The sequence below is a fragment of the Amycolatopsis solani genome (genome assembly GCF_033441515.1).
Taxonomy (GTDB): domain Bacteria; phylum Actinomycetota; class Actinomycetes; order Mycobacteriales; family Pseudonocardiaceae; genus Amycolatopsis; species Amycolatopsis solani.
In genome coordinates, this window is the sequence record NZ_JAWQJT010000003.1 from 1,471,309 (window position 1) to 1,494,878 (window position 23,570).

At 71.1% G+C, this 23,570-nt stretch carries 24 protein-coding genes and 1 tRNA gene; 10 read left to right on the forward strand and 15 right to left on the reverse strand.

Annotation, left to right across the window (positions count from 1 at the left end; all coding sequences use genetic code 11):
- The first annotated feature begins 15 nt into the window (after positions 1–15).
- Positions 16–1,503, forward strand: a complete 1,488-nt coding sequence (locus SD460_RS39410) for an AMP-binding protein (RefSeq protein ID WP_290059245.1) — start codon at positions 16–18, stop codon at positions 1,501–1,503.
- Positions 1,504–1,516: 13 nt separating this feature from the next.
- Entirely contained in the window at positions 1,517–1,933 is a 417-nt protein-coding gene (locus SD460_RS39415; RefSeq protein WP_290059243.1) for a cupin domain-containing protein, read from the forward strand.
- Here the strand turns inward: SD460_RS39415 and SD460_RS39420 are convergent.
- Entirely contained in the window at positions 1,930–2,394 is a 465-nt protein-coding gene (locus SD460_RS39420) for a MarR family winged helix-turn-helix transcriptional regulator (RefSeq protein WP_318307504.1), read from the reverse strand. The genes SD460_RS39415 and SD460_RS39420 overlap by 4 nt on opposite strands.
- Before the next feature lie 74 nt (positions 2,395–2,468).
- On the opposite strand from SD460_RS39420, the gene SD460_RS39425 reads away from it, so the two are divergent.
- The 3 genes from SD460_RS39425 (at position 2,469) to SD460_RS39435 (ending at position 5,132) form a co-directional block, all read left to right on the forward strand.
- Positions 2,469–3,032: a carboxymuconolactone decarboxylase family protein gene (locus SD460_RS39425; RefSeq protein ID WP_318307505.1), complete on the forward strand. Its 564-nt coding sequence runs from the start codon at positions 2,469–2,471 to the stop codon at positions 3,030–3,032.
- A gap of 47 nt (positions 3,033–3,079) precedes the next feature.
- On the forward strand, positions 3,080–3,823 hold the full coding sequence (locus SD460_RS39430; protein ID WP_290059238.1) for an SdrD B-like domain-containing protein: 744 nt from the start codon (positions 3,080–3,082) through the stop codon (positions 3,821–3,823).
- A 115-nt stretch (positions 3,824–3,938) separates the two neighbouring features.
- Positions 3,939–5,132: a GAF domain-containing sensor histidine kinase gene (locus SD460_RS39435; RefSeq protein WP_290059236.1), complete on the forward strand. Its 1,194-nt coding sequence runs from the start codon at positions 3,939–3,941 to the stop codon at positions 5,130–5,132.
- 16 nt (positions 5,133–5,148) lie between these two features.
- Here SD460_RS39435 and SD460_RS39440 read toward each other — a convergent pair whose 3' ends face one another.
- Genes SD460_RS39440 through SD460_RS39460 form a run of 5 tightly spaced genes read right to left on the reverse strand, consistent with a single transcriptional unit; the run spans position 5,149 to position 7,982 of the window.
- Complete coding sequence (locus tag SD460_RS39440; RefSeq protein WP_290059234.1) at positions 5,149–5,511, reverse strand: response regulator; 363 nt, start codon at positions 5,509–5,511, stop codon at positions 5,149–5,151.
- Positions 5,508–6,200 carry a response regulator transcription factor gene (locus SD460_RS39445; RefSeq protein WP_290059232.1) on the reverse strand — a complete coding sequence of 231 codons (693 nt, stop codon included), beginning with the start codon at positions 6,198–6,200 and terminating at the stop codon, positions 5,508–5,510. The genes SD460_RS39440 and SD460_RS39445 overlap by 4 nt, the downstream gene beginning before the upstream one ends.
- Positions 6,201–6,238: 38 nt before the next feature.
- A complete protein-coding gene (locus tag SD460_RS39450) occupies positions 6,239–6,769 on the reverse strand; it encodes a signal peptidase I (protein ID WP_290059230.1) in 531 nt (176 codons plus the stop codon).
- Positions 6,770–6,779: 10 nt separating this feature from the next.
- Positions 6,780–7,322, reverse strand: a complete 543-nt coding sequence (locus tag SD460_RS39455; protein WP_318307506.1) for a hypothetical protein — start codon at positions 7,320–7,322, stop codon at positions 6,780–6,782.
- A 3-nt stretch (positions 7,323–7,325) separates the two neighbouring features.
- Entirely contained in the window at positions 7,326–7,982 is a 657-nt protein-coding gene (locus SD460_RS39460; RefSeq protein WP_290059839.1) for a TasA family protein, read from the reverse strand.
- Between the two features lie 178 nt (positions 7,983–8,160).
- Here SD460_RS39460 and SD460_RS39465 point away from each other — a divergent pair, with 178 nt between their 5' ends.
- Complete coding sequence (locus SD460_RS39465; RefSeq protein WP_290059841.1) at positions 8,161–9,600, forward strand: MFS transporter; 1,440 nt, start codon at positions 8,161–8,163, stop codon at positions 9,598–9,600.
- A gap of 50 nt (positions 9,601–9,650) precedes the next feature.
- Here SD460_RS39465 and SD460_RS39470 read toward each other — a convergent pair.
- The 3 genes from SD460_RS39470 to SD460_RS39480 form a co-directional block, all read right to left on the reverse strand.
- A tRNA-Val gene (locus SD460_RS39470) sits at positions 9,651–9,722 on the reverse strand.
- Between the two features lie 44 nt (positions 9,723–9,766).
- A complete protein-coding gene (locus SD460_RS39475) occupies positions 9,767–10,228 on the reverse strand; it encodes a peroxiredoxin (RefSeq protein ID WP_290059843.1) in 462 nt (153 codons plus the stop codon).
- A gap of 72 nt (positions 10,229–10,300) precedes the next feature.
- Positions 10,301–10,732, reverse strand: coding sequence for a DUF3052 domain-containing protein (locus SD460_RS39480; protein WP_290059845.1), 432 nt, complete (start codon positions 10,730–10,732; stop codon positions 10,301–10,303).
- A gap of 418 nt (positions 10,733–11,150) precedes the next feature.
- Between SD460_RS39480 and aceE the strand changes: the two genes are divergently transcribed.
- Together aceE and SD460_RS39490 are read left to right on the forward strand one after the other, a co-directional pair.
- The gene (aceE, locus tag SD460_RS39485; RefSeq protein WP_290059847.1) at positions 11,151–13,946 is read left to right on the forward strand and encodes a pyruvate dehydrogenase (acetyl-transferring), homodimeric type; all 2,796 of its coding nucleotides are present in this window, start codon (positions 11,151–11,153) and stop codon (positions 13,944–13,946) included.
- Between the two features lie 72 nt (positions 13,947–14,018).
- Positions 14,019–15,230, forward strand: a complete 1,212-nt coding sequence (locus tag SD460_RS39490; RefSeq protein ID WP_290059849.1) for an alpha-hydroxy acid oxidase — start codon at positions 14,019–14,021, stop codon at positions 15,228–15,230.
- On the opposite strand, the gene SD460_RS39495 is transcribed toward SD460_RS39490, so the two are convergent.
- Entirely contained in the window at positions 15,227–15,970 is a 744-nt protein-coding gene (locus tag SD460_RS39495) for an SDR family NAD(P)-dependent oxidoreductase (protein WP_290059851.1), read from the reverse strand. The genes SD460_RS39490 and SD460_RS39495 overlap by 4 nt on opposite strands.
- An 84-nt stretch (positions 15,971–16,054) precedes the next feature.
- Here SD460_RS39495 and SD460_RS39500 point away from each other — a divergent pair, with 84 nt between their 5' ends.
- Both SD460_RS39500 and SD460_RS39505 read left to right on the forward strand, forming a co-directional pair.
- Positions 16,055–16,645, forward strand: coding sequence for a TetR/AcrR family transcriptional regulator (locus SD460_RS39500; RefSeq protein WP_290059853.1), 591 nt, complete (start codon positions 16,055–16,057; stop codon positions 16,643–16,645).
- A 118-nt stretch (positions 16,646–16,763) separates the two neighbouring features.
- Complete coding sequence (locus SD460_RS39505) at positions 16,764–18,374, forward strand: L-lactate permease (RefSeq protein WP_290059855.1); 1,611 nt, start codon at positions 16,764–16,766, stop codon at positions 18,372–18,374.
- Here SD460_RS39505 and SD460_RS39510 read toward each other — a convergent pair.
- The 5 genes from SD460_RS39510 to SD460_RS39530 form a co-directional block, all read right to left on the reverse strand.
- Entirely contained in the window at positions 18,355–18,987 is a 633-nt protein-coding gene (locus SD460_RS39510) for a nicotinamide mononucleotide transporter family protein (RefSeq protein ID WP_290059856.1), read from the reverse strand. The genes SD460_RS39505 and SD460_RS39510 overlap by 20 nt on opposite strands.
- Before the next feature lie 54 nt (positions 18,988–19,041).
- On the reverse strand, positions 19,042–19,764 hold the full coding sequence (locus tag SD460_RS39515; protein WP_290059857.1) for an MOSC domain-containing protein: 723 nt from the start codon (positions 19,762–19,764) through the stop codon (positions 19,042–19,044).
- Between the two features lie 550 nt (positions 19,765–20,314).
- Positions 20,315–21,088: a mechanosensitive ion channel family protein gene (locus tag SD460_RS39520; protein ID WP_290059859.1), complete on the reverse strand. Its 774-nt coding sequence runs from the start codon at positions 21,086–21,088 to the stop codon at positions 20,315–20,317.
- Positions 21,089–21,398: 310 nt separating this feature from the next.
- Entirely contained in the window at positions 21,399–22,619 is a 1,221-nt protein-coding gene (locus SD460_RS39525) for an ABC transporter permease (protein ID WP_290059861.1), read from the reverse strand.
- The gene (locus SD460_RS39530; protein ID WP_290059862.1) at positions 22,616–23,524 is read right to left on the reverse strand and encodes an ABC transporter ATP-binding protein; all 909 of its coding nucleotides are present in this window, start codon (positions 23,522–23,524) and stop codon (positions 22,616–22,618) included. Before SD460_RS39530 ends, SD460_RS39525 begins: the two co-directional genes overlap by 4 nt.
- Positions 23,525–23,570: the final 46 nt, after the last annotated feature.

Below are 23,570 nucleotides of genomic sequence, written 5' to 3' on the forward strand. Positions count from 1 at the left end.
GGTAGCGTGCGAGGCGTGAGCACCTTCTTCGACGTCGCCGAGCAGCACCCGGACCGGCTCGCGGTGCTCGCGCCCGACGGGACGGCCGCGACGTTCGGCGAGCTGGCCGCACGGGCCAACCGGCTGACGCACGCCCTGCACCGGCTGGGGCTCGGGCCCGGCGACGGCGTCGTCGCGATCGTCCACAACGGACTCCCGTACTTCGAGCTGCTGTTCGCGACGCTGCAGGCCGGGATGTACTTCACCCCGGTCAACCACCGGTCCTCCCCCGCCGAAATCGCTTACGTGGTCGAGAACAGCGGCGCGCGGGTCGTCGTCGCGGAGGCGGACATCGCGCGGGGGTGCGACCTCGACGTGCCGCGGTTTTCGATCGGCGCGACCGAGGGCTGGGGCGACTACGCGTCCTGGGGCGAGGACGAGCCCTCGGCGCCGCCCGAGCCGCGGACCACCGGCCAGACCATGCTCTACACGTCGGGGACCACCGGGCGGCCCAAGGGCGTCCGGCGCGCGCTGAGCGGGAAACCGCCGTCGCTGCACCCGATCCACCGCGATCTGATGGCGCTGTTCGACGTCCGGCCGGGCCCGGGTGTGCACCTGGTGGCCTGCCCGCTCTACCACGCCGCGCCCGGCTCGTTCGCCGTCAACGCCCTGCACCTGGGGCACAGCGCGGTGCTGATGGACCGCTTCGACGCCGAAGAGGTGTTGCGGCTCATCGAAAAGCACCGCGTCACCGGCACGCACCTGGTGCCGACCATGTTCCACCGGATGCTGCGGCTGCCCGGAGACGTCCGCGCACGGTACGACCTCTCGAGCCTGGTGAGCGTGATCCACGGCGCGGCGCCCTGCCCGCGCGAGGTCAAGGAGCGGATGATCGCCTGGCTCGGCCCGGTGGTGCACGAGTACTACGGCGCTTCGGAAGGGCTGATCTGCGGCGTCACGGCGGCCGGGTGGCTGGCGGCGCCGGGGACGGTGGGCCGGCCGCTGACCGGCGTCCGGCTGAAGATCCTCGACGACGACGGCGCCGAGGTGCCGGACGGCGAGCCGGGCACGATCTGGTTCAGCTCCGCCCACACCGAGATCGCCTACCTCGGCGACCCTGGCAAGACCGCGGCCAACCGGTCCGGCGAGTTCATCACCGTCGGCGACTTCGGCCACCGCGACGCCGACGGCCGCGTGTTCCTGCTCGACCGGCGGACCGACCTGATCCTTTCCGGCGGCGTCAACATCTACCCCGCCGAGATCGAAGCGCGGCTGCTCTCGCACCCCGACGTCGCCGACGCGGCCGTGATCGGCGAGCCGGACGACGAATGGGGACAGCGCGTGATCGCCGTCGTGGAGCCGGTGCCCGGTGTTCTTCCGGGCGACGACCTGGCCGCGCGGCTGGCCGAGCACTGCCGGGCCGAGCTGGCGGGGTTCAAGACGCCGAAGCGGTTCGACTTCACCGATCGCCTGCCGCGCACCGAATCGGGCAAGATGATGCGGCGCACCCTGCGCTCGTCGTGAGGAGTACTGCCCGATGCGCAAGATCTGCACGATTCTCTCCGTGACCGCGCTGGCCGTCACGCTGGCGTCCGGAACCGCGTCCGCCACGCCCGGCAGCGGCGTCGCCGGCACGATCCTGGCCCAGAAGACGATCGGCCACACCGACTACACGCTGCGGGAGATCACCATCCAGCCCGGCGGCTACACCGGCTGGCACTTCCACGACGGCACGCTCTACGCCTACGTGAAAGCCGGGACGCTGACGCACAACCTGGCCGACTGCAGCATCGACGGCATCTTCGGCGCCGGGCGCGCCTTCACCGAAAAGCCCGACCAGGTGCACATCGGCCGCAACCTCGGGCCGACGCCGCTGGTGCTGGAGGTCCTGTACGTGCTGCCGGCGGGCAGCCCGCTGTCGGATGACGCGCCGGACCCGGGCTGCGGTTTCTAGCCGGTGAACCAGCCCGCGGCGTCCAGCCGGTAGGCCGCGGGCCCGACGACCTTGCGCAGGTCGGCTTCGAGCGCGCCGATCCGCTCGGCGCCGACCGCGCGCGCCCACTCCGCGCGCAGGTCGTCGAAGATTTCCGCCGACTTCCGGAGCGCGTCGACGCCGTGCGCGCTGAGCCGCACGATCTTGCGGCGGGCGTCGGCGGGGTCGTCGGCGCGCTCGGCGTACCCGAGGGCCTCGAGGCGTTCGACGGTCTTGCCCGCGGCCTGCTTGGACACGCCGAGGCGGCGGCCGATCTCCGACGCGGTGGCGCCTTGGACGCCGATGGCCTGCATGGCGAAGCCGTACGACGGCCGCACGTCCGGGTGGCCGCGGCGCGCGAGCTCGGCGTGCAGGCGGTCGATGAGCGTGCGGAAGCCGCCGAAGAGCAGGAAGGGCAGCTCGTAGCCAGGCTGATCGGCCATCAGCCCTTGCCCTTTTCGACAACCAGGTTTACTGTTTCGACAACCACGTTGTCGATCCTACGTCTGGAGACGTCTTGTTCCCCGATCACACCCCGGAGTCTGCACCCCCGGCCGCGCGCCCGGCGATGGCGGCCACCGCGAAGAAGTTCGGCCACGTCCCGGCGGCCGTCGCCCGGATGGCGACGTCGCCGGAGCTGCTGAACGGCTTCCTCAAGCTCAACTCGATCTTCGAGACCACCACGCTGACGGCGCTGGAGCGCGAAGTCCTGGTCATGACGGTGGCCGCCCGCAACGGCTGCCACGTCTGCGTCGCGATGCACACGGCTTCACTGGAAGCGCTTTCGGCGTCACCGGAACTGGTGACGGCGCTGCGCGCGCAGGCTCCCCTGCCGTCCGCGCGGCTCGAGGCGTTGCGGCGGTTCGCCTCGACGGTAATGGACACGACGGGCGACGTCCCGCCCGCGTCGCTGGCCGCCTTCGCCGAAGCCGGGTTCACGCCGCGCAACGCGCTGGAGGTGGTGCTGGGGATCGGGACGTACACGGTTTCGACGTACGCGAACCGGTTGATCCAGGCGCCGCTCGACGATGCTTTCGCAGGTCACGCCTGGGTTCCCGAAACTGTCGGTGCCTCGCGGTAGCTTCTTTCCACCGGCGGCAAGGGGCGGCCGGCGAAGGGGGATTCACCATGGAGTTCCGGCGAAGAGCGGCGGTACTGGGCGCGGTGTTCGCGGTGCTGACGGGGGTAGTGGGCGTCCCGGCCGCGGCGGCCGCGGGCATCGGGGAGCTGCACGGCCTGGTCTGGTTCGACCGCGACGGCAACTTCCGGCACGACCCGGGCGACCCCGGCCGGGCGGGCGCCAAGGTCACCGCCCACCTGGCCAGCCCACCGACCGACTACGTCACGGTCACCGACGCACAGGGCGGCTATTCGTTCACGGGCCTGCCCTTGGGCGACTACCGCATCTTCGGCAACGACGACGGCTACCGGTCGATCAGCTCGAACACCCACGACCGGACGCTGACGGAGCAGTACTGGTCCGGCTACGACGAATTCGCCCAGATCGGCGGCCGCCTCCACGGCCGGGCCTGGGACGACACGAACGGCGACGGCATCCGCCAGAGCACGGAACCCCGGCGTGAAACGCAGATTTCACTGGTGGGCCCGAGCGCGTTCGAAGGCCTGCTGAACCGCACGGTCACCACAACGGGCGGCGAGGACTACTACATCGAGGACATCCCGCAGGGCACGTACAAACTGCGCACCACTCCCCCACCGGGCCTGACGGCGACCAAGTTCCACGCGGGCACGGAGTGGTACCTGGACTCCGACTTCCACGGCGGCTTGGGAAGCACGCTGTCGACCGACCCGATTTCCGTCTGGCCGGACACCTACGAGCCGAACAACGACGTGGGCTTCGTCCCCCGCTGACCCCACCCCGGCTCAGCGCGCTCCGCGCTGAGCCGGGCCACGGGGGAAGACCGCGGCCGTCACCTGATCGAGTCCCTGGCAGGACAGCGGCGCCACGCGCTTCGATACTGAGGCCGTGGACGGGGACGCGGAACTGGCGCGAGTCGCCGCCGTGCGCGCGCTCGAGCTGCTCGACACCCCCAGCGAGGAGCGGTTCGACCGGATCACCCGGCTCGCCCAGCACACCTTCGGCGTGCCGATCGCGCTGGTGTCGCTGGTGGAGCTCGACCGGCAGTGGTTCAAGTCGTGCGCCGGGCTGGACGAACGGGAAACCCCGCGCAGCGTTTCGTTCTGCGCTCGCGCCATCGAACGCGACGACCTGATGGAGATCCCGGACGCCCACCTGAACCCGCGTTTCGCCGACAACCCGATGGTGACGGGGCCGCCGTACATCCGGTTCTACGCCGGGCAGCCGCTGACCACGCCGTCCGGGCACAAGGCCGGGACGCTGTGCGTGATCGACCGCGAGCCGCGGCGCCTCACCGCGGCCGAGCGCGACCGGTTGCGGGACCTCGCGCACTGGGTCGAGCTCGAAGTGGCGGTCGTCCAGGCGCAGCGCGACGCGAACCGCGCCCGCGAGGTGCGCGAGGAACTCGTCTCGCTGGTCAGCCACGAGCTGCGGACGCCGCTGACGTCGATCCACGGCTCGCTGGAGCTGGTCGCCTCCGGCCGGTTCGGCGAGCTCGGCGAGCGCGCCGCGCGGCTGGTGGCGATCGCGGCGAAGAACACCGACCGGCTGATCCGGCTGTCCAACGACGTGCTCGACCTGACCCGCCTGCAGGGCGGCAGGCTGCGCCTCCGGCTGTCCGATGTGGACATGGCGGGCGTGCTGGAGAGCGCGGTCGACAGCGTCGAGGGCGCGGCCGAGCGGATGGGCGTCCGCATCGAGCGCGCGGGCGAAACGGGCCCGGTCCGCGGCGACGCCGACCGCCTGGTCCAGGTGTTCACGAACCTGCTGGCCAACGCGGCGGCGGTCGCACCCGAAGGCACGACCATCACGGTCGGCGCCCGCGACGACCAGACGTGGGCCGAGGTGTCGGTCCGCGACCGCGGCCCAGGCGTCCCCCCGGGCGAAGAGGAGCGCATCTTCGAGCCGTTCGCCCAGGTCGGCGCCCCCTCCGGCGGCGCGGGCCTCGGCCTGGCGATCACCCGCGGAATCGTCCACGCCCACGGCGGAACGGTCCGCGCGACCGCGGCAAAAGGCGGCGGCAGCGCCTTCACGGTCCGCCTGCCCTCCGCGGGCCCGGACACCGAACGCGCCTGGTGGTAGAGAGCCCGGCCCCGCTTCACCCCTCCCAGCGCAGCAAACCCGCCAGCCGCGTCCCGATCCCCAGCGGGTCGAACGGCTTCGCCAGCACAGCGAGCGCGCCCAGCTCCGCCAGTCCCGTCGTGTCCGCGGCCGCCGTCAGGAACACCACCGGCAGCGCCGCGTGCGCCGCCCGCAGTTCGCGCAGCGTGCGGCGGCCGTCGTAGCCCGGCATCTCCACGTCCAGCACGACCGCGTCCACCCCGCCGGATCCGCACCGCAGCACCGCCTCCGCGCCGCCCGCCGCCGTCTCCACCCGCCAGCCCGAAAACGCGCTCAGCGCCAGGCTCAGGATCTCCCGCACATCCGGGTCGTCGTCGACGACCAGGACCGTGCGCGTCACCGGACGCTCCGGTCGATCCGGTAGCCGACCCCGCGCACGGTCGCGATCAGCCCCGGCGCACCCGCCGCCGCCAGCTTGCGCCGCAGGTTCGACAGGTGGACGTCGACGGCGTGGTCGTCGGCCAGCCAGCTCTCGCCCCACGCCCGGCGGCGCAGCGCCTCGCGGCTGCTCACCGCGCGGACGTTCTCGGTGAGCGCGTCCAGCAGCTCGAACTCGATCCGCGTCAGCTCGACGTGCACCCCCGAAACGGTGACGTCCCGGGCCTCGACGTCGATGCGCACCGGCCCGACCACTCGCCCCGCCGCCGGAGGAGCGTCGGCGCCGAAAGCACGCGGCCGGCGCAGCATCGCCTGGATCCGCGCGACCAGCTCGCGCGGCGAGAACGGCTTCGTCAGGTAGTCGTCGGCACCGCTGGCCAGTCCGACCAGCTTGTCGACCTCGTCGGCCTTCGCCGTGAGCATGACGACGTACGCCTGCGAGAAGCCGCGCAGCCGTCGGCAGACTTCGAGGCCGTCCGGGCCGGGAATGTTCAGGTCGAGCACGACCACGTCCGGGTCCCACGCGCGCAGCTCGGCCAGCGCGCCGTCGCCGTCGGCCGCGGTGCGCACTTCGAAGCAGGCATCGTCCAGCGCGAGCTCGACGACCTCACGGATGCTGTCGGTGTCCTCCACCACCAGAACCTTGGCCATGGTCGCGATTGTGACCGGCCGCGGCCCGGTCGGCAGCCTCACCGCCGGTCCCACAACGCCCGCTTCGCCGCGACGAGCAGGCACACGCCGGCGAAGACGATCACCGCGACGCGCACCCCGCCGTACTGGCCGAGCAGCGCCACGCGCCCGATCCACGACACGTGCCCCACGACCACGGGCACCGTCGAAGACGTGATGCGCAGGCGCTGCGGGTCGGCGGCGGCGTTGTTGTCGCCCTTCGTCCGCACGAGCGGCTCGGCCGGCGACCGGTCGAGTTCGACGACGCGGTGGGCGTACCGCTCCCCCGGCGCGTCCGGGCGAGGCAGCACGACGACGTCGCCGACGTCCACCGATCGAGCGTCCACCTGACGGGTGACGAGCAGGTCTCCCGGCGCGAAGGCGGGCTCCATGCTCGGCGACAGCACCGGCGCGAACCCGAGCCGCAGCACGAAGACGGCGACGGCACCCGCGACGGCGAGCACCGCGACCAGGCCCAGCAGCACGGTCGGGAGCCGGCGCGGCGGGCGGCTCGCGCGGTGCCGTGCGGGGGCGGGCGCGGTGGTGACCATGGCGTGGCTCCTACGAGTTCGAGGTGGTGGCGGCGCGGATCTGGGTGCGGGACACGGAGACGCCGACCGTGGCCGTGGTCGTGACCCCGGTGCCGGTGAGCGAAACCCGGAGGCTCAGCTGGTCGCCGACCCCGAGCGCGCGGACGACGGACGACGAACCCGCGGCCGAGTCGGTCAGCGCGACGACCGTTCCCGGGCACGAGCCGCCCGACCAGGTGCCGCCGGCGCAGGCGTCCAGGCGGACGCCGGCCGGGAGCAGCCCGCCGGTGACGGTGACCGCGTAGGTCTCCCCCGTCAGCGCGACGGTCCCGTTGTTGCGGACCGACGCGTAGCGCGGCGCGGTGTCGAACAGCCCCCACGAGACGGTGAGCGGTTTGCCGGTCTGGACCGCGCCCGAGCTGTCGGCCAGCACCGCGGACCACGTCACCGTCGTCGCGCGGACCGCGTCGGAGGCGGTGGCGAGACCGGCCGCGCCGGCGGTGGCGGGCACGGCGGCCAGCGCGGCGGCCGTCGCGGTGACGGCCGCCGCCCGGACGGACCAGGACCGGGGCACGGCTCAGGAGTTCGTGGTGGTGGCCGAGCGCTGCGTCTCGGCGAAGGTGTAGGTCAGGTTCGCGGTCAGGCCCTGGATCGTCGCCGTGGGCAGCGTGCCGTTGACCGTGGTCTCGTTCTGGTCCGGCAGCTGCACGGAGACCTGCAGGTGCGCGACGGACCCCGCGGCCACCGCGCCGGCGATCAGCGACTGGGCGCTGCCCAGGCCGCTCAGCGCGGTCGCCGGGAGCAGCGTCGAGGCGGTGCCACCGCTGCACGCGCCGGTCGAGGTGTTCCAGGTGCCCGGGCACTGCTTGACGGTGACGCGCAGGGCCTTGGTGGTGGCGCCGTCGGTGACGAGCGCGCCCGAGCCGGTGGCCGCGACCTGCATGGTCAGCGCCTGGGCGTCGAGGCTGCCGCCGCTGGTGAGGTCGACGTAGCGGTTGACGACGTCGCCGGGGGCGAGGTTGGAAACCGCCTGGTCGAACCCGGCGCCGTTGGCCGCGAGGGTGAGCTTGAGGGTGCCGCTGCTGATCGTCTCGGGCGTCACGTTCGCGGCGGTGGCCGAGAGCGTCGCCCAGACGCCGGCACCCATCGCGACGAGGACGGAGCCACCGACGACGGCGAGGGCGACGGGACGCCAGGCGGAGCGGCGGCGGGCGGGGAGGGCGTGGTTGGCCATGTCGGTCCTTGTCCGGCGGGCACCACCTGGTGTGGTGCGCTGGAACCAGGTTCGGTCCCGGACCTCCGCCGTCCCTCCGCCGTTCCTCAAGATCGCCTCAAGAAAGTTCCCGCGCCCGTGTCCGGTCCGCGCGGACGGCTCCGACCCCCTGGTGATCGCACCACGAAAAGGAGTCGAAATGGACAAGCCGGCCGGACGGCGGGAGTGGCTGGGCCTGGCGGTGCTCGTGCTGCCCACCCTGCTCGTCGCGATGGACATGACCTCGCTGTTCCTCGCGTTGCCGCAGCTCAGCGCCGACCTCGGGGCGAGCGCCACCGAGCAGCTGTGGATCACCGACAGCTACGGCTTCGTCGTCGCGGGCTTCGTCATCACGATGGGCACCCTCGGCGACCGCATCGGCCGCCGCCGCCTGCTCCTGACCGGCGGCGCGGCCTTCGGCGCCCTATCGATCGTCGCGGCGTTCTCGACGAGCCCGGAAATGCTGATCGTGGTCCGCGGCGCGCTCGGCGTCGCCGGAGCGACACTGATGCCGTCGACACTCGCCCTGATCACGAACATGTTCCGCGACGCCGGCCAGCGCGGAAAGGCCATCTCGATCTGGGCAACGTGCCAGTTCGCGGGCGGCGCGGCCGGCCCGGTGTTCGCGGGTTTCCTGCTGCAGCACTTTTCGTGGGGTTCGGTGTTCCTGGTCGCGGTCCCGGCGGTGGCGGTCCTGCTGGCCGCGGGCCCGTTCCTCCTCCCGGAGTTCCGCGCCCCCGCGTCCGGCCGCCTGGACCTCCCCGGCGTCGCGCTTTCCCTGGCGGCGGTGCTCCTGATCGTGTTCGGCCTGAAGCAGCTGACCACCGGCTCTCTGTTCCTGCCCCTGGCCGCGATCGCCGCCGGCACCCTGCTCGGCGCGCTCTTCGCCCACCGCCAGCTGACGACGTCGTCCCCGCTGCTGGACCTGCGCCTGTTCCGCAACCGCCCCTTCACGGCGGTCCTGGTCTCGTTGGTGTTCGCCGGCGTGGCGATGGCGGGCGTCGGCCTGCTGGTCACGCAGTACCTGCAGAGTGTCCTGGGCTACTCACCGCTGGTCTCGGCGGTCCTGTTCGCCCCGATGGGCTTGGGCGTGGCGCTGGGCACGATGACGGCCCCGTCGTTGACCCGCTGGCTGTCCCCGGCCACAGCAATCGCAGGCGGCTTGGTCATTTCGGCGGCAGGCAGCCTGCTGCTGGCCTTCACCGACGGCCCGGCGCTGGTGATGGCGGGAATCGCGATCCTGACCCTGGGCACGGGCCCGCTGTTCGCCCTGGGCATCGGCTTGGTGATGGGTTCGGTCCCGCCGGAGCGCGCAGGCTCGGCGGCCTCGATGGCGGACACGGGCAACTACCTGGGCGGCTCACTGGGCCTGGCCCTGATCGGCCTGACGGCAACAGCGGTGTACCACGCCGTCTTCCCCGCCGGCTCGACTCTCGCGACGGACGTCGCCCGTCCGGAGGTGGCGGACCAGGCGAAGGAGGCTTTCACGACGGCGCTGAACGCGACGGGCGTGATCGCGGCGGTGCTGTTCACGGGCCTGGCGGTGCTGGTGCGGACGATGCGCCCGGCGCCCGTCCCGGAAACCGCGATGGCCGGGTGATTGCTGCGTCACGGTACTACCCGGGACACGGGCGACCGAGGCCACAGATGTGGGCGCAGCAGGGTTCGAACCTGCGACCGCTCGGGTGTAAACCGAGTGCTCTTCCGCTGAGCTATGCGCCCCGCCGGCGGCGGGCCCCACGAAGGGGACCGCCGCCGGGGAGAAATCAGACCAGTTCGGCGACGGCCTTCTTCCAGCCCTGCTGGTCGCGCGCCTCGCCCGGGGCGTTGACCTCGGCGAACCGCACCACGCCGGACGTGTCGATCAGGAACGTCCCGCGGACCGCCAGGCCGGCGTCCTCGTTGAAGACCCCGTACGCGCGCGCCACTTCGCCGTGCGGCCAGAAGTCGGACAGCAGCGGGAACTGGTAGCCCTCCTTCTCGGCCCACGCCTTCAGCGAGAACGGCGTGTCGACCGAGACGCCCAGTACCTGGACGCCCTTGCCGTCGTAGTCGGCGAACTCGTCGCGGAGCTGGCAGAGCTCGCCGGTGCAGATGCCGCTGAACGCGAACGGGTAGAAGACCACCAGCACCGGCTTGTCGCCCCGGAAGGAGGACAGTTGCACCGGCTGCTTGTTGTAGTCGTTGAGCGTGAAGTCAGGGGCCTCAGAACCGACCTCGACGGCCATACCGCTTTTCCTCTCCCGTACGGACACGTGCCTGCGACGACAACCCTATCGTGTCCGACGGGCGGGGCCGGGTCAGCGCTGCTTCGACTTCGACTTCGGGGACACCAGCCGGGTGCCGATCCAGTTCGCTCCCACACTCATGTTGGCGGTCTGGGCCAGGCCCACGGCCGGCACGGCTTCGGCGATCTCGCTCGGCTCGACGTGCCCGGGCTGCCCGTTCTTCGGGGTCAGCACCCAGATCACGCCGGTCTCTTCCAGGGGGCCCCTGGCGTCGATGAGCGCGTCACCGAGGTCGCCGTCGTCTTCGCGCCACCACAGCAGCACCACGTCGATGACCTCGTCGGCGTCCTCGTCGAGGATGTCCCCGCCGATCTGCTCCTCGATCGCCGCGCGGACGTCGTCGTCGACGTCCTCGTCCCAGCCGATCTCCTGGACCACCATCTCGGGCTTGATGCCGAGCCTCTCGGCGACGCTTGACTGATCAGCGTCTCCCGCGGCGACCACTGCTTTCACTCCTCCAACTACGACGGAGCGTGGCGTTGCCCACCCTCGCCTGAGGGTACGGCTCCGCCACACTCGGCTACCCGGTTGCCGATAGCGAACACTGGTAGGGCTCCGCGCGCAACCGTCCACACCGGATCTTTGACAACTCGTGTCGCAGGATACGGCCCGCAGGGGACCTTCCGCGACGGCGTTTCGGGTGCCTCGCGCGACCGGTCTGCCACCCCTTCGGGTGCCGTCCCCTAGGGTGGGGGAGAAGAAAACGCGCGCGCGATACACCGCGCGCGGGGAGTGGCCCGACCGGGTCGGCCCATGTTACCGCCGAGTAGCGGTGCGGAAGCCGGGACGGAAGACGACGATGGAGAGTCGTACACGCCCGCGGACGAGCACCACCGGCTACAACTTTTCGCAAGGAGACCCCTTGGCCCCGCAGAACGACGGCGCCTCCGGCAAGGAGACCCCGGCACGCGTACGCGTCATCCGTGACGGACTGGCGGCGCACCTGCCCGACATCGACCCGGAGGAGACCGCCGAGTGGCTGGACTCCTTCGACGAGGCTCTGGCGAGGGGCGGGCAGCAGCGGGCCCGGTACCTGATGCTGCGCATCCTCGAGCGGGCCCGTGAGCGGAACGTCGGCGTCCCGGCCCTCACCTCGACGGACTACGTCAACACGATCCCCACCGAGAACGAACCGTGGTTCCCCGGTGACGAGGAGATCGAACGCCGCTACCGCGCGTACATCCGGTGGAACGCGGCGATCATGGTGCACCGCGCGCAGCGTCCCGGCGTCGGCGTCGGCGGCCACATCTCGACCTACGCGTCCTCGGCGGCGCTGTACGAGGTCGGCTTCAACCACTTCTTCCGCGGCAAGGACCACTCGGGCGGCGGCGACCAGATCTACATCCAGGGTCACGCCTCCCCCGGCATCTACGCCCGCGCGTTCCTCGAGGGCCGCCTGAGCGAGCAGCAGCTCGACGGGTTCCGCCAGGAGTACAGCCACGCCGGCGAGGGCGGCGGCCTGCCGTCGTACCCGCACCCGCGGCTGATGCCGGACTTCTGGGAGAACCCGACGGTGTCGATGGGCCTCGGCCCGATGAACGCCATCTACCAGGCGCGGTTCAACCGCTACCTGCGCGATCGCGGCATCAAGGACACCAGCGACCAGCACGTCTGGGCATTCCTCGGCGACGGCGAGATGGACGAGGCCGAATCGCGCGGCCTGATCCACATCGCGGCAGGCGAAGGCCTCGACAACCTGACCTTCGTGATCAACTGCAACCTGCAGCGGCTCGACGGGCCGGTGCGCGGCAACGGCAAGATCATCCAGGAGCTGGAGTCGTACTTCCGCGGCGCCGGCTGGAACGTCATCAAGGTCATCTGGGGCCGCGAGTGGGACTCGCTGCTGCACGCCGACCGCGACGGCGCGCTGGTCAACCTGATGAACGTGACGCCGGACGGCGACTACCAGACGTACAAGGCCAACGACGGCGCCTTCGTCCGCGAGCACTTCTTCGGCCGCGACCCGCGGACGAAGGACCTGGTCAAGGACCTCTCCGACGCCGACATCTGGAACCTCAAGCGCGGCGGCCACGACTACCGCAAGGTGTACGCGGCGTACAAGTCCGCGCTGGAGCACCACGGCCAGCCGACGGTGATCCTGGCCCACACCATCAAGGGCTACGGCCTGGGCCCGGCGTTCGAGGGCCGCAACGCCACGCACCAGATGAAGAAGCTCACCCTCGACGACCTGAAGCTGTTCCGCGACTCGCAGCGGATCCCGATCAGCGACGAGGAGCTCGAGCGCGACCCGAAGCTGCCGCCGTACTACCACCCGGGCGCGAACTCGCCCGAGATCGAGTACCTGATCGGCCGCCGCAGGGCGCTCGGCGGCTTCCTGCCGGAACGCCGCCCGAAGGCCGCGAAGGCGCTGGTCCTGCCCGGCGACAAGATCTACGAAGGCGTCCGGAAGGGCTCCGGCAAGCAGGAGGTCGCCACGACGATGGCGTTCGTCCGGCTGGTCCGCGAGCTGGCGAAGGACTCCGAGATCGGCAAGCGCGTCGTCCCGATCATCCCGGACGAGGCCCGCACCTTCGGCCTCGACTCGATGTTCCCGACGGCCAAGATCTACAACCCGCACGGCCAGACGTACACGTCGGTCGACGCGAGCCTGATGCTGGCCTACAAGGAGTCCGAGAAGGGCCAGCTGCTGCACGAAGGCATCAACGAGGCGGGCTCGACCGCGTCGTTCACCGCCGTCGGCACGTCGTACGCGACGCACGGCGAGCCGATGATCCCGATCTACATCTTCTACTCGATGTTCGGGTTCCAGCGCACCGGTGACGGCCTGTACGCCGCCGCCGACCAGATGGCCCGCGGGTTCGTCATCGGCGCCACCGCCGGCCGCACCACGCTGACCGGTGAGGGCCTGCAGCACGCCGACGGGCACTCGCTGCTGCTGGCGGCGACCAACCCGGCCGCGGTGGCCTACGACCCGGCGTGGTCGTTCGAGATCGCGCACATCGTCAAGGACGGCCTCCGCCGGATGTACGGCGAGACCGGCCCGGACGGCAACGGCGAGAACGTCTTCTACTACATGACGATCTACAACGAGCCGTACCAGCAGCCCGCCGAGCCGGAGAACCTCGACGTCGACGGCCTGCTGAAGGGTCTGTACAAGTACGCCGACGCCCCCGAGGGCGACGGTCCCGAGGTGCAGATCCTGGTTTCGGGCGTCACGATGCCGGACGCGCTCAAGGCGCAGAAGCTGCTGGCCGAGGAGTGGGGCGTGCGGGCCGCGGTGTGGTCGGCGACGTCGTGGACCGAGCTGCGGCGCGAGGCCGTCGAGATCGACCACGACAACCTGCTCTACCCGGGCAGCGAGCCGCGCGTGCCGTTCGTGACCGAGAAGCTGCGGGGCGCGAACGGGCCGGTCGTGGCGGTGTCGGACTGGATGCGCGCGGTGCCGGACCTGATCCGCCCGTACGTGCCGACCGACATGCTGACGCTGGGCACGGACGGCTTCGGCTTCTCCGACACCCGGCCGGCGGCGCGGCGGAAGTTCCTGATCGACGCGGAGTCGATCACCGTCGGCGCCCTGTCGATCCTCGCCAAGCGCGGCGAGGTCGAGCAGGCGAAGGTCCTCGAAGCGGCCACGAAGTACCGGCTCGACGACATCGCGGCCGCCGGGCCGCAGACGTCGGATTCCGGCAGCGCGTGATTCGATGCTAGAAAGGGACCCGGCAGACATCCGATGTCTGCCGGGTCCCGCCTGCCCAGGGAGTTGATGAAGGTGACGAAGCGCCGACTGCCGAAGCCGGACGAGCTGAAGCAGATCCTGCGACCGAAGCCGATCGTGCTGAACCCGACCGAACGGCGGCTGGCGAACGCGCACACCATCGCCGACCTGCGGATGGCCGCGCGCAAGCGCACCCCGCGGGCGGCCTTCGACTACACCGACGGGGCGGCGGAGCTCGAGGACAGCCTGCGCCGCGCGCGGCAGGCGTACCGCCGGGTCGAATTCCACCCGAACGTGCTGCGCGGAGTGTCCGATGTGGACACCTCCCGCGAGATCCTCGGCAAGACCTCGGCGCTGCCGTTCGCCTTCGCCCCCACCGGGTTCACGCGGATGATGCAGCACGAAGGCGAAAGCGCGGTGGCTCGCGTCGCCGAGCGCAACGGCATCCCGGTCGGGCTTTCGACGATGGCGACGACGTCGATCGAGGACCTGGCCGCGGCCGCGCCGGGCGCCCGCAAGTGGTTCCAGCTCTACGTCTGGCGCGATCACGGCGCCGGCGAAGATCTGATGAATCGCGCGTGGGAGAACGGCTACGACACGCTCATGCTGACCGTGGACACCCCGGTCGGCGGCGCGCGCCTGCGCGACGTCCGCAACGGCCTGACCATCCCGCCGGCGCTGACGCTCAAGACGTTCCTCGACGGCGCGACGCACCCGGCGTGGTGGTTCAACCTGCTCACCACCGAGCCCCTGCAGTTCGCCTCCCTGAGCCACTTCGACGGCACCGTCGCCGAGCTGCTGAACAAGCTGTTCGACCCGACGCTGAACTTCGACGACCTCGACTGGGTCCGCCAGACCTGGCCGGGCAAGCTCGTCGTGAAGGGCGTGCAGAACGTCGACGACGCCCGCGACGTCGTGAAGCACGGCGCGGACGCCGTCCTGATCTCCAACCACGGCGGCCGTCAGCTCGACCGGGCCCCGACGCCCCTGGAACTCCTCCCCGCGGTGCTGGACGAGGTCCAGGGTGGCGCCGAGGTCTGGGTCGACACCGGCATCCTCTCCGGCGGCGACATCGTGGCCGCGATCGCCCGCGGCGCCGACGCCGTCCTGATCGGCCGCGCGTTCCTCTACGGCCTCATGGCCGGCGGCGAGCGCGGCGTGCAGCGGTGCGTGGACATCCTGCGGACGGAGATGGTCCGCACGATGCAGCTGCTGGGCGTCCGGACCCTGAAGGACCTGACGCCGAGCCACGCCACCCTGCGTTAGACCTGCGCCTGGCCGCCGTCGACGAAGAACTCGACGCCGTTGACGAAGCTCGCCTCGTCGGAAGCCAGGAACAACGCCGCGGCGGCGATCTCCGCCGGGTCCGCGAGGCGGCCGAGCGGCACCTCCGCCGCGAGGCCGTCGACCAGGCCCTGCTTCGCGCCCTCGTCCACCAGGTCCAGCAGGCCCGGCGTGCGGGTCGGGCCCGGGCTCAGGACGTTGACCCGCGTGCCCGTGCCCTTGAGGTCGAGCGCCCAGCTGCGGGCGAAGTTGCGGACCGCCGCCTTCGTCGCCGCGTAGACGCTGAAGGCCGCGCCCGGCCGCGTCGACGTCGTCGAGCCGGTGAGGATGATCGACGCGTTCGCGTTCAGCAGCGGCAGCGCCTTCTGCACGGCGAAGAGCACCCCCTTGACGTTCGTGGCGAACGTCGTGTCGAACTGCTCCTCGGTGATCTCGCCGAGCGGGGCGAAGCTCCCGCCGCCGGAGTTGGCGACCACGACGTCCAGCCCGCGGCCGCGCTCGGCCACCGCGCGGTAGAGCTCGTCGAGGTCGGCCAGGTTCGACGAATCCGCCCGGACCGCCGTCACGCCGTCGCCGATCTCGGCGACCGCGTCGTCGAGCGCTTCCTTGCGACGGCCCGTGATGAACACGTGCGCGCCTTCGGCCGCGAAGCGCTTCGCGATGGCGAGCCCGATGCCCGTGCTGCCGCCGGTGACGACGGCCGTCTTGTCCTGCAGGTTCACGCTGTTCCCTCCAAGTTCTTGACTATCTCGTCCAGAACGTACGCCGTTATGGACGAGATAGTCAAGAACGGGTAGCCTGATCCCATGGCGAGACCCCGGAGCTTCGACGAGGCAGCGGTCCTGCGCATTGCCAGGGACCAGTTCTGGGAGACCGGCTACGCGGGCACGAAGGTGGACGAGATCGCCGCCGCGACCGGCCTCGGCAAGGGCAGCCTCTACGGCGCGTTCGGCGACAAGCACGCGCTCTTCCTGCGCGTCTTCGACCACTACAGCACCGAAGCGGCCGAGGGCACGCGCCGTCAGCTCGAGGGCCCCGACGACACGGCGTACCAGCGACTGCGCGACCACGTGCGCGCGATCGCCGAGTCGGTCGTCGCCGACCGGGCGCGCCGGGGGTGCCTGATCGCGAAGAGCACGGCCGAGTGCGCGGAGCACGACGAAGCGGTCGCGGCCCGCAGCCGGCTGCTGTTCCGCGACCTGCAGGACCACCTGACGGCGTGCATCGCGGGTGCCCAGCGCGCGGGTGACCTCGACGACGACCCGGATCCCGCCCACCTGGGCGGGCTCGTGCTGGCGGTGCTGCGCGGCCTCGAGGCGCTCGGCAAGGGCGGGGTCGAGCCGGACGACATCCGGGCGATCGCCGAAACCGCGCTCGCCGTCCTCCCGAAGCCGTGAAGCGCTGACTCGTTGGGCCAACTGGTCTCAACTTCTTGACGGACCGCCTGGTTTGTGACGAAGATCTCGGGCACTCGCCGAAAGGCCGTTTTCGCATCGTGGAAAACGGAGGTCGCCCGTGTTCGTCCAGAATCTCACTCCCCTCGGTTCGCTGGGCCTGTCGGCGCTCGTCGCCGTGCTGCCGCTCGCCACCGTCCTCGTGCTCCTCGGGGCCGTGCGGATGCGGGCGCACCACGCCGCCCTCATCGGGCTGCTCGTCGCGCTCGTCGTCGGGATCGCCGCGTTCGGGATGCCCGTCGTCCAGGCCGTCTCCGGCGCGCTGTCGGGCGCCGCGTTCGGGCTGTGGCCGATCATGTGGATCGTCGTCAACGCGCTGTGGATCTACCGGCTCACCGTGCGGACCGGGCACTTCGACGTCCTGCGCCGCTCGTTCGGCCGGATCTCCGACGACCCGCGCATCCAGGCGCTCATCATCGCCTTCTGCTTCGGGGCGCTGATGGAGGCGCTGGCCGGCTTCGGCGCGCCTGTCGCGATCAGCGCCGTGATGCTCGTGGCCGTCGGCTTCCACCCGGTCAAGGCCGCGGTGGTCGCGCTGGTCGCGAACACCGCGCCGGTCGCGTTCGGCGCGATGGGCACGCCGGTCGTCACCCTCGCCCAGGTCACCGGCCTGCCGCTGCAGGAGGTGTCCTCGATCGTCGGGCGCCAGACGCCGCTGCTCGCGCTGGTCGTGCCGCTGCTGCTGGTGATCATCGTCGACGGCAAGCGCGGGCTGAAGGACACCTGGCTGCCCGCGCTCGTCTGCGGAGTGGCGTTCGGGCTCGTGCAGTTCCTCGCGTCCAACTACGTGTCGCCGCAGCTGGCCGACATCGGCGCCGCGCTCGCCGGGGCCGCCGCGCTCGTGGCGCTCCCCCAGACGCGCCGCCCGGTGCCCGAAGCCGTCCGGATCGGCACCGGCGGGACGGCGACCGCGGAGGCCCCGCCGGAGGACTCGCGCAACGACGTCGTGAAGGCGTACCTGCCCTACGCGTTCATCATCGTGATCTTCTCCATCGCCGTGCTGCCGCCGGTCAAGAAGCTGCTCGACAAGGCGACGTGGAAGTTCCACTGGCCGGGGCTGAACGTCGCCGGGCCGAACGGGAAACCGGTGTCCGGCAACACCTTCTCGCTGCCGTTCCTCAACACCGGCGGCACGCTCGTGCTCATCGCGGGCGTCCTGACGGCGGTGGTGCTGGCCGTCTCGGCGAGCGCCACCGCGCAGGAGTGGCTGGCCACGGTCAAGGAGCTGCGGTTCGCGATCCTGACCGTCACCGGGGTGCTCGCGCTGGCCTACGTGATGAACCTGTCCGGCCAGACGAGCACGATCGGCACGTTCATCGCGGCGGCCGGCGCCGGCCTGGCGTTCCTGTCCCCGGTGCTGGGCTGGTTCGGCGTCGCCGTCTCCGGCTCCGACACCTCGGCGAACGCGCTGTTCGGCGCGCTGCAGGTGACGGCGGCGACCAAGACCGGCCTGCCGGCGGACCTGCTGGCCGCGGCCAACAGCTCCGGCGGCGTCCTCGGCAAGATGGTGTCGCCGCAGAACCTCACGATCGCCTGCGTGGCCGCGAACCTGCCCGGCGAGGAGGGCAAGCTGCTGCGGAAGGTGCTGCCGTGGAGCCTGGGGCTGCTGCTGGTGATGTGCCTGATCGTGTGGGGTCAGAGCACGCCGGTGCTCAGCTGGATGCTGCCGTGACCCGTGCCTCGACGCGCTTGGCGGAGCGGTTCCAGCTCCACCAGCCGTGCACGACGAGCCCGGCGAACACGATGTAGATCGCGGCCGAGAAGTACAGGCCCGAGGAGATCTGCAGCGGCACGCCGATCGCGTCGACGACCAGCCAGACCAGCCAGAACTCGACGAGCCCCGCGCCCTGGGCGCCGAAGGCGACGAGGGTGCCGACGAAGATCGCGGCGTCCGGCCACGGCGCCCAAGACGCGTCCAGTGCGTCGAGGACCAGGGCCATGACGGTCGTGCCGACGACGAAGGCGGCCAGCATGGCCAGCCGTTCGGCGAGCCGGCCCGAGCGGACGACGACGCCGAACACCGGGTCCTTGCGGCGCGTCCAGGCCCACCAGCCGTAGAGCGAGATGGCGAGGATGGCGACCTGCCGGGCGGCGAGCCCGCCGAGGTGCGCGGAGACGTAGACGGCGAACAGCAGCACGGTGGCCCCGACCTGCACGGGCCACGTCCACAGGGTGCGACGCTGCGCGAGGAACACGACCGCCAGCGCGAACACCTGCCCGGCGAGCTCGGCGATCGAGATCCACTGGCCCAGCACGGTGATCCCGTGGTGCAGCAGGAAGTCCACGGCACGCCCCTTTCGTCCTACCGCTCCCAACATGCTCCGCGGGAGGTGAATTCCCTAGGGACTGTGAGGGGCGGAACATCCCACCCCGTGGACGTCGTCCCCGACGCGGAGCGCGCCGCCGCGGACCACGCGGGCCTGCACGCCGAAGGTCACGCCGTTCACCTCGGAGATCGTCTTGAGCAGCCCGGGCGCGGCGGGCAGCCCGTCGGCGGGCAGGCCGACCATCACGCAGCGGACGGCCTTCCGGAGCACTTCCAGCTCGACCTCGCCGATCCGGACCCGCTCCCCCACCCAGGACTCCTCGGTCCGCCCGGGCACCGATCCGGTGTCGAGCAGGATGTTGGCCCGGAACCGCCGCTCGTCCACCGCGACGCCGGGCGTGTGCCCGGCCAGCCAGGCCAGCGAGGAGGTCGTGACCAGGTGGACGGGGGCTTCGTCGTGGTGCGGGACCCCCGCTTCCTTCGCCAGCTCGACCCCCGGGAAGTCCAGCGCGGCGGCGAGCTCACCGTGCACGTCGGCGGCGTCCCCGCGCCGCACGCGCCCGTCCGGGAAGGTCAGCACCGGGACGTCACCGTCGTAGCGGGCGGCGAAGGCGTGCAGCCCGGGCATCAGCCGGAACCGGGTGGAGTTCTTGCCGCTGCCGAACCGGCCGCCGGGCTCGTAGACCGCGTAGAGGCGGTCTCCGTCGAGACCGCGGTCGCCGACGTGCACCTCGGTCAGCCGTTCGCCCGCCATCGACTTCACCGGATAGCGCCAGAGCGCCGCCACAACCCCCATCGCCCCAGGGTAGTGCCCGCCCGGGAGGTCTTGAATGAGTCATTCAGGTCGTCCGGCGACAGGGTCCCGGCAAAGTCGCGGGTCCCGCCGACCTGAAGGGGACGTTGCCGGCATCTGATGTCCTGAAGGGGACTTTCCTGTCATCACATGACAGGAACGTCCCCTTCAGGACACCGCGAGCGGCGCGGGACCGGCCTGGAGGACCGGACCACCGCGACTTTGCCGGAGCCCTGGCGTCCGGGGTCCTGAATGACTCATTCAAGACGTCCGGACGCGGGAACGGGCCCGGCGGCTTCCTCGTCCGCCACAGCTCCGGCGAAGTCGCGCGGGTCTGCCGGGGGCACCACGTCCCTCCCCTGCGGGTGCGACCGGCCGACATCGGGGTGCGCGAAGGTCGCGAATGACTCATGGGGGACCTCTGCTGCCTCGAATGAGTCATTCGCGACACCGCAGCCGGGCGGCAGAGCCGGCGGACAGACCTCCGGACGCGGGAACGGGCCCGGCGGCTTCCTCGTCCGCCGGGCCCGTTCCCGTGTCTCCCGCTACCCGGTCACAGCTGCGGACGCGGGGTGCCGGCCGGCGGCGTCGGGGTGTTGTCGGCCCCCACCGTCGTCCGGGGCCGCTCGGCGGTGCCCATCTCGCCGGTGCGCTGCTTCGGCGTCTCCAGCTGGTGCTCCATGTTCGCCATCCAGCCGCGCCAGCGGTCCTGGGCCGGCTTGATCAGGCCGCCGCCGAAGCCGACGACGATCACGCCGCCGATCGTGGCGAGGACCGCGATCAGGACCGGGCCGGTGATCGCCGTCGCGATGTTCACCTGGCCTAGGGCGGCGATGATGCCGAACGCCATGATCAGCCAGTAGGCCGCCATCGACAGCGGGCGCGCCGCGCCCCGGCCGGACAGCGCCGACGCGACGACGTCCCGCACGACCTTCGCGATGGCCGCCGCGACCACGACGAGCACCAGCGCGACCACGATCCGCGGCAGGAACGCGATGATGTCGTTGAGCAGCTGGCTCACCGGGTTCGTCGGCCCGAACACGCCGAACGCCAGCTGCAGCGCGATCAGCAGGATGAAGTAGTAGACCAATTTGACGAGAATCCCGGCCGCGTCGATCTTCTGGCTGCCGATGTTCCCGGAAAGGCCGGTCTTCGCGACGAGTTTGTCGAACCCCACTTTCCCGAGCACCAGTCCCAGTGCTTTCGAGATCGCCTTCGCGATCAGCCAGCCGATCAGCAGGATGATCAAGAATCCCAAAAGCTTCGGGACGAACGTGGCCACCAGGTTCCACGCCTGCCCGAGCCCGTCCTTCAGTTGCTGGCCCATACCGACTCCCTCCACGGGTTTTGCGCCCGAATCCCCACCCTCGGATTCGGGGTGGTGCCGCTGTGTTGCACCGGATCGTTGATCAGGTACCCAGCGGCGGCAACTCGTGCGCCCCACGATCGAGTGAGACGACTGGCGCGGAAAGATCACCCGTGGCCATACTGGTTCTACCGGTGGGGACCGGGGAGACGAGGCCGTCCGGCGCAGCGTAAACCGCGAGCGCCGGGCGGCCTCGAGCATATGGACTACATAAATGTTCCGGCCCCCGGACACCGAAGCGTCCGAGGGCCGGTTGAACAAACGGTGAACGTCAGGCGGCCCGCAGGGCGTCCCGCAGTTTCACCTTCGCGCCACTGCGCATGACGGCGTTGCGGTAGATCCGCGCGGCCAGCCAGATCAGCCCCGGGATCATCAGCACCACCAGCCCCACCGACAACACGGCTTCCCACACCGGAACCCCGCCCATCGCCAGCCGCATCGGCATCAGCGTCGGCGCGAACACCGGAATCACCGAAAGCACCTCGACGAACGTGTTGCCCGGGTCCGACGGCAGCACGGAAATGCCGACGACGTACCCGGCGATCACGAACATCAGCGCGGGCATCGTCGCGCCGCCGACGTCTTCCTGGCGCGAAACCAGCGCCCCGAGCGCGGCGAACACGATCGAGTACATGAAGAACCCGAGCAGGTACCACACGATCAGCCAGACGACGGTGCCCACGGCGGCCGAAACGGAAATGGTGAGCACGCCGGCCGCGAGCCCGGTGATCACCCCGCCGGCCCCGATGACGAGCATCTGGATCAGCCCGACCACGCCGATGCCCAGCACCTTCCCGGCCATCAGCTGCCACGGCTTGATCGTCGACAGCAGCAGTTCCACGACCCGCGACGTCTTTTCCTCGACGACGCCCTGCGCCACGCTCTGGCCGTTGATCATCAGCGAGAGGTAGATCAGGATGCCGGCCGCGATGCCCAGCACCAGCTGCTGGCCGTTGTAGTCGTACGGCTGCTCCAGCGGCGGGTCTTCGACGAACGTCGCCGACGCGATCGCCGCCTGGAACTGCGCCGGGTTCCCGCCCAGCGCGGAGATCTGCTGGTCGAGCGCGACCTGCCGGGACAGCAGCTGCAGCACGTTCGAGAGCTTGCCGTCGAGATCCTTCTTCACCTGGACGTGCACGGTCTTGCCGTCGCCGGTGAGCAGCGCGTCGATCGAGCCGTCGGCCAGCTTGGCGCGCCCGGCGGCCTCGTCGGCGACCTGCGTGAGGTCGATGCTCTCGTCGACGGCCTGGCCACTGGCCTTCAGCGGCGCCGAGAACGCCGCCGTCGCCGGGGTGTAGCCGACCGTCGAGTCGGCGCCGCCGCCACCCGAGACGAGCTTGATCAGCAGGATGCCGACCACGATCAGCAACAGCATGACCACGGTGGCGACGCGGAAGGCCTTCGACTTCACGCGCGTGCTGATCTCGCGGGAGGCGACCAGCCCCACCGCCGCGGCCGGGCTCATCCGGACATCCGGGAGCGGGGTGCTCATGCGGGGACCTCCTCGGTCGTCACGACGGTGCGGAACAGATCGGCCAGCGACGGCTGCTCGCGCGCGAACTCGCGCACCGGCCCGGTGGCCAGCGCGGCCTTGAGCACGTCCTGGTCGTCCGCGCCGTCGCCCAGCTCCAGCTCGGTGACCGAGCCCTTGCGGCCGAGCACCCGCACGCCCGCGACGCCGTCGGCCCAGCCGTCACCGGCCTCGGGGACGTCGACGCGCAGCCGCACGGCCCCGCCGGCCCGCAGTTCGCCGACCGTGCCGACCTCGACCATCTGTCCACTCCGGACGATGCCGACCCGGTCGCACAGCCGCTCGACGAGGTCGAGCTGGTGGCTGGAGAACACGACCGGCACGCCCTCGGCGGCCTTTTCCTTGAGCACCGCGCTCATCACGTCGACCGCGACCGGGTCGAGGCCGGAGAACGGCTCGTCGAGCACCAGGATCCGCGGCTCGTGCACCAGCGCCGCGGCCAGCTGGACGCGCTGCTGGTTGCCGAGGCTGAGCTTCTGCACCTCGTCCTCGCGGCGGGCGGCGACACCCAGCCGTTCGGTCCACTTCTCCGTCGACGCCTGCGCGTCGGCGGCGGACATGCCGTGCAGCCGCGCGAGGTACGTCAGCTGCTCGGCCACCTTCATCTTCGGGTAGAGCCCGCGTTCTTCGGGCATGTACCCGATGTGGCGCCGCGTTTCGTGCGTCACCGGCTGCCCGTCGTAGCGCACTTCGCCGGCGTCGGCGGACAGCACGCCGAGCGCGATGCGCATGGTCGTGGTCTTGCCGGCGCCGTTGCTGCCGACGAACCCGAACAATTCGCCCGGCCGGACGTCGAAGGTCATTTCCCGCAAAGCCACCACGTCGCCGTAGCGTTTGGAGATCGCGTCGATCTCTAAACCGGTCATCCCGGTTCCCCCATTTCTCTCCAGCTTCCCCGTTGCCCGCGATCCT